The sequence below is a fragment of the Parafilimonas sp. genome (assembly GCF_047606085.1).
GTDB lineage: Bacteria > Bacteroidota > Bacteroidia > Chitinophagales > Chitinophagaceae > Parafilimonas.
In genome coordinates this window covers 21220-27625 of record NZ_JASGEX010000198.1, presented here as the reverse complement: position 1 = coordinate 27625, position 6406 = coordinate 21220, and the positions used below count along the sequence as shown (strand labels likewise).

Sequence of the window (6406 nt, the reverse complement as noted above, 5' to 3'; positions counted from 1 at the left end):
CAAAATTATTATTAACTTATAAATGGGGGCGTATTACAAATATTCGCAGGCGGGTGGTGGACACCCACTTGTAGAACCCGCTACCGGTCGGTGTCTCACCGACCGGAATGCCGCGTATGAGGCGAAAATGTAAGGTCGGCAATAAGCCCGGGTGACTTGTACTTTGACTAATTAACGATTGCACATTTTTATTCCGTGAAGAGTATAAATCAATTTCAATAGCCCTGCTTGTGCCAATCTCTTCGGGAAAAACAACCTCATGCGATACAACAAGTAAGCTGCCTTTGTATTGATTGATAGCTGCCGTTAAAATGCTAATATTTTGAATATCTATTCATTGGTTCATCTAAAATTATCATATCAGGTGCTTTATTGCTGATGGTTAAGCAGCAAAGTATTAAACGCATTCTTTCGCCTCCGCTTAAGCCGGAGCAGGATTTATTCCATGAATCTTTTGTGAATAAAAAGCGATTCAGCCTCTTATGCCGGAAGATATACAATACAACGCCCGGTATAATGTATCTTACAAAATTAATTTTTAACAGCCTCAAAGCTAAAATTCATTGTCATGGCGGGTATTAAAGTAATCATCACCGGCGCAACCGGCATGGTGGGCGAAGGTGTTTTGTTTGAATGTTTGCAAAACGCAGCAGTGAGCGAAGTGCTCATCATTAACCGCAGGCATTACGAAATACAGCATCCCAAATTAAAAGAATTACTGGCGCCTGATTTTTTCAGGCTGGATGATTATGCGGATAAGATTCAGGGTTATGATGCCTGCTTTTTTTGCGCCGGCGTTACATCAGTAGGCAAGAAGGAACCTGAATATACAAAGCTTACTTACGATACCACGCTGGCTTTTGCCAAAGTGCTATGGCAGCATAACAACAACATGGTGTTTACCTATGTTTCGGGCAGCCATACAGACAGCACGGAAAAAGGCCGCGTAATGTGGGCGCGGGTAAAGGGCAAAACAGAAAATGACCTGGCTAAGCTTGGTTTTAAAGCGGAATATAATTTTCGGCCCGGTGCTATGTTGCCATTCGAAGGTCAGCGTAACTGGAAAAGCACTTATAAATTGCTTGCAGGAATTATAAAGGTATTTGCCCCAAAAACTGTTTTAACCATGCATGAAGTAGGCAAGGCAATGATCAATTGTGTTACTATTGGTTATCATAAAAATATTTTGGAGATAAGCGATATAAGGCAACTGGCAAAATCATAAACATCATACAATATCTTATTGAATTTTTAGTTTAATTTGTAAAAGTCCAAAACATCAAAACTCATTTCCATGAAAAAATGCATTCTGTTTTTCATGCCTTTTATGGCAGCAAAAATTTCAGCGCAAAATATTACCGGCTTCCCGGCAAACAATGCGCCTGCGCAAATTCAGGCCGAACAAAAATTTGATGCGGCTTTAAGCGCGCAGCATGTTGGCGCAACCATAAAACAACTTTCATCCTTTCCGCATCACCTTGGCTCAAAGGGCAGCAAAATTGTTGCTGACAGCATACTTAACCGTTTTATATCGTATGGGTTTGATGCGCACCTTGAAAAATACACGGTGCTGTTCCCCACACCTAAAACACGGGTGCTTGAAATGACGGCGCCCACAGCGTATAAAGCCCTGCTGAAAGAGCCGGCCTTAAAAGAAGACGCCACATCGGGGCAGGCAGATCAATTGCCTACGTATAATGCCTGGAGCGCTGATGGCGATGTTACAGCGCCGCTTGTTTTTGTGAATTATGGCCTGCCTTCAGACTATGATAAGCTTGCCGAAATTGGCATGGATGTAAAAGGGAAAATTGTAATTGCAAAATATGGAAGAAGCTGGCGCGGCATAAAGCCAAAAGTGGCGCAGGAACACGGCGCTGTGGGCTGTATCATTTACAGCGATCCCGCCGATGATGGTTATGCAATAGGCGATGTTTACCCCAAAGGCGCTTTTAAAAATGAATATGGTGTGCAGCGGGGAAGCGTAATGGACATGCCCATCTATCCCGGCGATCCTTTAACGCCGGGTGTGGGGGCCGACAGTACTGCGGTGCGCATTAAGCGGGAAGATGCCGTTAACCTTTTAAAAATTCCTGTATTGCCCATCAGCTATCACGATGCAAAACCTTTGCTTGAATCTTTAGGCGGCGCCGTGGCGCCCGAAGGCTGGCAGGGCGGTTTGCCCTTTGCCTATCATGTGGGCGATGATAAAACCAAAGTGCATCTAAAGCTGGAATTCAATTGGGATATGGTGCCCTGCTATGATGTGGTGGCCACTATAAAAGGTTCCGCATTTCCGGATGAATGGGTGCTCCGGGGCAACCATCACGATGCCTGGGTGAATGGAGCGGGAGACCCTATCAGCGGGCAGGCGGCTATGCTGGAAGAAGCAAAAGCCATAGGTGAATTATTGAAAACAGGCTGGAAGCCAAAACGCACCATCATTTATTGTGCCTGGGATGGCGAAGAACCTGCATTGCTTGGCTCAACAGAATTTGCAGAAGAACATGCAAAAGAGTTACAGCAAAAAGCAGTTGTTTATATCAACAGCGATGGCAACGGGCGTGGATTTTTAGGCGCCGGCGGTTCGCATGCTTTGCAGCCTTTGATGGATGAAATTTCAAAAACGGTTATTGACCCGCAAACCAAAGTTTCCGTATTTGAAAGATGGAAAGCCAACCGTGCAGCGGATGCATCATCAGCCAAAGCAAAAAAAGATGCATTGAACATAACGAAGCTTGAATTAAATGCCCTCGGCAGCGGCTCGGATTATTCGCCTTTTCTTCAGCATCTTGGCCTGCCTGCGCTTGACCTTGGCTTTGGCGGTGAAGACCCGGGCGGCGAGTACCATTCCATTTATGATTCGTATGATGATTACCGCCGCTTTAAAGACCCCACGTTTGAATATGGTGTGGCACTGGCGCAGGTGGCAGGCCGCGCCGTATTAAGGATGGCGGATGCCGATGTGCTGCCCTTCGACTTCGCCAGTCTTTATTCTACGGCCAGTGGCTATGCATCGGAGTTAATCAATACAACCAATGATATGCGCGATGCTACGGTTATTGAGAATGAATTGCTGAATAAAAATATTTATAAGCTCGCTGCAGACCCCACCAAAACCTATGTTCAGCCAAAGCCAAAAGACGAAGTGCCTTATCTTGATTTCAGCCCTTTGCAGAATGCATTGGCCGCATTCAATAAAAGCGCAGACAGTGTAAGCGTTCTGATTAAGAAAAACAATGCATCGGCCAGCGAAAACATTAACCTGGCTTTGGCGCATGCTGAACAACAGCTTTTAGTGCCTGCCGGCCTGCCGCGAAGGCCCTGGTACAGGCACAGTTTATACGCGCCCGGTTTTTACACAGGGTATGGTGTAAAAACGCTGCCCGGCATTCGTGAAGCTATTGAACAGCGCAACTGGAAAGAAGCCCAGGAAGAAATAAATTTAACCGCAGAAGCCATAACAAGGCTGACGAATTATTTAATGCAGCTTTGATGATAAAAATTTTGTTGCAGGTGCAAGGCAACGGTGTTGCCGTCATTCCCACGCAGGTGGAAATCTCATAATCAGGAGGTTTGCTTACCGGCAGCCTCTGCGAAGCTGTTTAAAAACTTAATTCTTTATAGGGTTTAGCGATTTTTCGCACGGAGAATACGGAGCTAACAGAGGCGCTTTATCCTCTGTTGACTCCTTTGCTCTGTGCGAAAAAATTTAAACAGCTTCTAAAAATGAGGCGCCACATCATACAAGAATAACTGCCTTATTAACCGCCTGTTTATTTCTGCTCCCTGAATTTTTTGGGTGATATTCCCATGATTTGTTTAAACGACCTTGAAAAGCTGTATTGGTCTGTATAGCCCATCTCTGCGGCAATTTGCTTAACGGGCGTTTTAGTGGCTTTAAGTAACTGGCTGGCCCGCTGTATTTTGAGCGATGCATACAGCCTGATGGGAGAATAATGGGTTTTCTGTTTGAAGATAGCAGACAGGTAGGAAGCCGACAAACAGGCTTTGTTTGCAATTTCCTCCAGGGTAAGGTTTTGATTAATGTGTTCTTTCATAATAATAATGCACCGCTCAATAATATTATCTGTGCCTTTCTTCATGTAATTGAAAACGGTAAGTCTGAACGATCCCAGGAAGCTGTAAAAACGGAAATTGGCATACAGCAGGTTTTCTATGTTCTCCATCAGGTCCAGGTGGTGCATAATGTCCCTGAATTGAGCCGTTCGGCCAACCAGCGGCGGGGTGGGTATCTCCGCTTTATCATCATGATGCAGGTATTCATACATGTCTTTGCTTACAGCGCCATTGAATTTAATAAAATAAAAACTGCATTGCCTGGCAGAACCGGCACCGGCCTGAAAGCTTGTTTTCCGGGGAAATAAAACAAAATGATTGGCTCTCAGATCATGCTTTTTGCTATCTGTTTTATACCATCCTGTTCCGCCTGCACAATAAATCAATACATAATCGGGATTGTTTTTAAAAACATCTTTTTCAAAAAAAACCTGTTCGTTATAAAAACCTATTTCTGTAATGTACAGGTTTTTGCCAACAGGATGCTTATCCAGCAGGCTTCTTAGCCTGGCAGGCAATATCCATGTAAGGGGTATGCTTTTTTGAGAAGGCGGAAAATTTTCCTGCATAGTTATATGTAGCGTATGAATGCCTTTCTTTTACCAGGGTCAAAGCTAATGGCGCCACCTGCTTATTACAGTAATTTATGCTATTCTTTTTATAACAATTAACATTGCCTGTTTTTTTAAATTGAAGAAACTTTGAACCCGTTTGTTTCTTTACACACAAGACGTGTTTCTATGCAACAATTGCCGCTTATTGATCTGTTTGTCATCGCTATTTATCTTCTCGCAATGGTGCTTGTAGGCGTATATTTTTCCAGGAAGAATAAGAATGCCGCGCAGTTTACTACCGCATCCGGCTCCATTCCCGGGTGGGCGCTGGGGCTGTCAATGTATGCCACTTTTTTAAGCAGCAATACTTTTCTGGGTGTGCCGGGCAAGGCCTATGGCAGTAACTGGAACTCGCTGGTGTTTAGCCTTTCCATGCCATTTGCTGCTTATATAGCGGCCAGGTTCTTTGTGCCTTTCTATAGAAAAACAGGAGAAGTAAGCGCTTATACGCACCTGGAGCGCAGGTTTGGCCCCTGGGCAAGAGTATATGCCATGGTATGTTTTATGCTTACACAGCTTGCCCGCATGGGCTCCATCTTTTTTGGCATTGCCCTTACGCTGCAGGCGCTTACCGGCGTGGATATGAAAACAATCATGGTTGTGACCGGCATCTGCATTATTGTTTATACCGTGCTGGGCGGCATGGAGGCGGTTATATGGACCGAAGTGGTGCAGGGCATTATTAAAACAACGGGCGCCTTTATCATCCTGTTTATTATCATAAAGGAAATGAAAGGAGGCATAGGTGAGATATATCGCATAGGGAGCTCAGATAATAAATTCAGCCTGGGCAGTTGTAGCCTTACAGATTTTCACAGCTCTACTTTCTGGGTGGTGTTTCTATATGGGTTTTTCATCAACCTGAATAATTTTGGCATGGATCAGAACTATGTGCAGCGGTACCATGCAGCGCGCAGCGAAAAAGAGGCTTCCCGCAGCGTTTGGTTATGTGTGTACTGGTACCTGCCCATGTCTTTATTCTTCTTTATTATAGGCACTGCATTATATGCTTATTTTTCGCAGCATCCTGAACTGCTTGTTCCGTTAAAACAGCAGGTTGCCCTTGAAAAAAATGTGGACGTAAACGCGCTTACCCCTGCCGATTACGGCGATAAAATACTGCCCTATTTCATGGTGCTTAAAGTGCCAACAGGCCTTGTAGGGCTTATTATAGCAGCCATACTTTCGGCTGCCATGAGCAGCATCAGCAGCGGCATGAACAGTTCTGCCACTGTATTTCTGAAAGATATTTACCAGCGTTATATCAATCCTTCTCCAGGGCAAAAAAAAGAAATGAAAATATTGCATGTTGTTACGGCATTGTCAGGCATATTATCCATAGTCTTCGGTATAGCCATCATAGGCGTGAAGAGCGTATTGGACCTCTGGTGGGAATTTGCAGGCATATTTTCCGGGGGCATGCTTGGTTTGTTTTTACTTGGATTAATTGTTAGAAAAGCCGGCAATGCGGAAGCCGTTACAGGAACAGTGATAGGCATTATCGTTATACTGTGGATGTCTTTGTCTGAGCATTTGCCGCGGGAATGGGAACGCTTTAAAAACCCATTGCATATAAATATGATAATTGTGGCAGGCACGCTCACTATATTTTTAGTGGGTTTGCTGGTAACGAAGCTGAGGCAGGTTATGCTGCGCAAGGTATAAGCCCAATCCAACAGGAATAAAAAAATATAGCACATAATAGCAGTGTTAGG

Annotated in this window: 5 protein-coding genes; 3 read left to right on the top strand and 2 right to left on the bottom strand. The window is 44.4% G+C overall.

The window, feature by feature from the left end:
• Positions 1-314: 314 nt before the first annotated feature.
• Positions 315-500, bottom strand: coding sequence for an ATP-binding cassette domain-containing protein (locus tag QM629_RS17685; RefSeq protein WP_415161225.1), 186 nt, complete (start codon positions 498-500; stop codon positions 315-317).
• Positions 501-568: 68 nt separating this feature from the next.
• Here QM629_RS17685 and QM629_RS17680 point away from each other — a divergent pair, with 68 nt between their 5' ends.
• Together QM629_RS17680 and QM629_RS17675 are read left to right on the top strand one after the other, a co-directional pair.
• Positions 569-1225 carry an NAD-dependent epimerase/dehydratase family protein gene (locus QM629_RS17680; RefSeq protein ID WP_415161224.1) on the top strand — a complete coding sequence of 219 codons (657 nt, stop codon included), beginning with the start codon at positions 569-571 and terminating at the stop codon, positions 1223-1225.
• Between the two features lie 69 nt (positions 1226-1294).
• On the top strand, positions 1295-3493 hold the full coding sequence (locus QM629_RS17675) for a M28 family metallopeptidase (protein WP_415161222.1): 2199 nt from the start codon (positions 1295-1297) through the stop codon (positions 3491-3493).
• Positions 3494-3773: 280 nt separating this feature from the next.
• Here the strand turns inward: QM629_RS17675 and QM629_RS17670 are convergent, their stop codons facing one another.
• Positions 3774-4646: an AraC family transcriptional regulator gene (locus QM629_RS17670; RefSeq protein WP_415161221.1), complete on the bottom strand. Its 873-nt coding sequence runs from the start codon at positions 4644-4646 to the stop codon at positions 3774-3776.
• Between the two features lie 171 nt (positions 4647-4817).
• Between QM629_RS17670 and QM629_RS17665 the strand changes: the two genes are divergently transcribed.
• Positions 4818-6356 carry a sodium:solute symporter gene (locus QM629_RS17665; RefSeq protein ID WP_415161220.1) on the top strand — a complete coding sequence of 513 codons (1539 nt, stop codon included), beginning with the start codon at positions 4818-4820 and terminating at the stop codon, positions 6354-6356.
• The last annotated feature ends 50 nt before the right edge of the window (positions 6357-6406 follow it).

Bases quoted from the DNA above. Each gene is read 5' to 3' on its own strand.
- QM629_RS17680 (WP_415161224.1), top strand. From the start codon at position 569: ATGGCGGGTATTAAAGTAATCATCACCGGCGCAACCGGCATGGTGGGC.
- QM629_RS17675 (WP_415161222.1), top strand. From the start codon at position 1,295: ATGAAAAAATGCATTCTGTTTTTCATGCCTTTTATGGCAGCAAAAATT.
- QM629_RS17670 (WP_415161221.1), bottom strand. From the start codon at position 4,646: ATGCAGGAAAATTTTCCGCCTTCTCAAAAAAGCATACCCCTTACATGG.
- QM629_RS17665 (WP_415161220.1), top strand. From the start codon at position 4,818: ATGCAACAATTGCCGCTTATTGATCTGTTTGTCATCGCTATTTATCTT.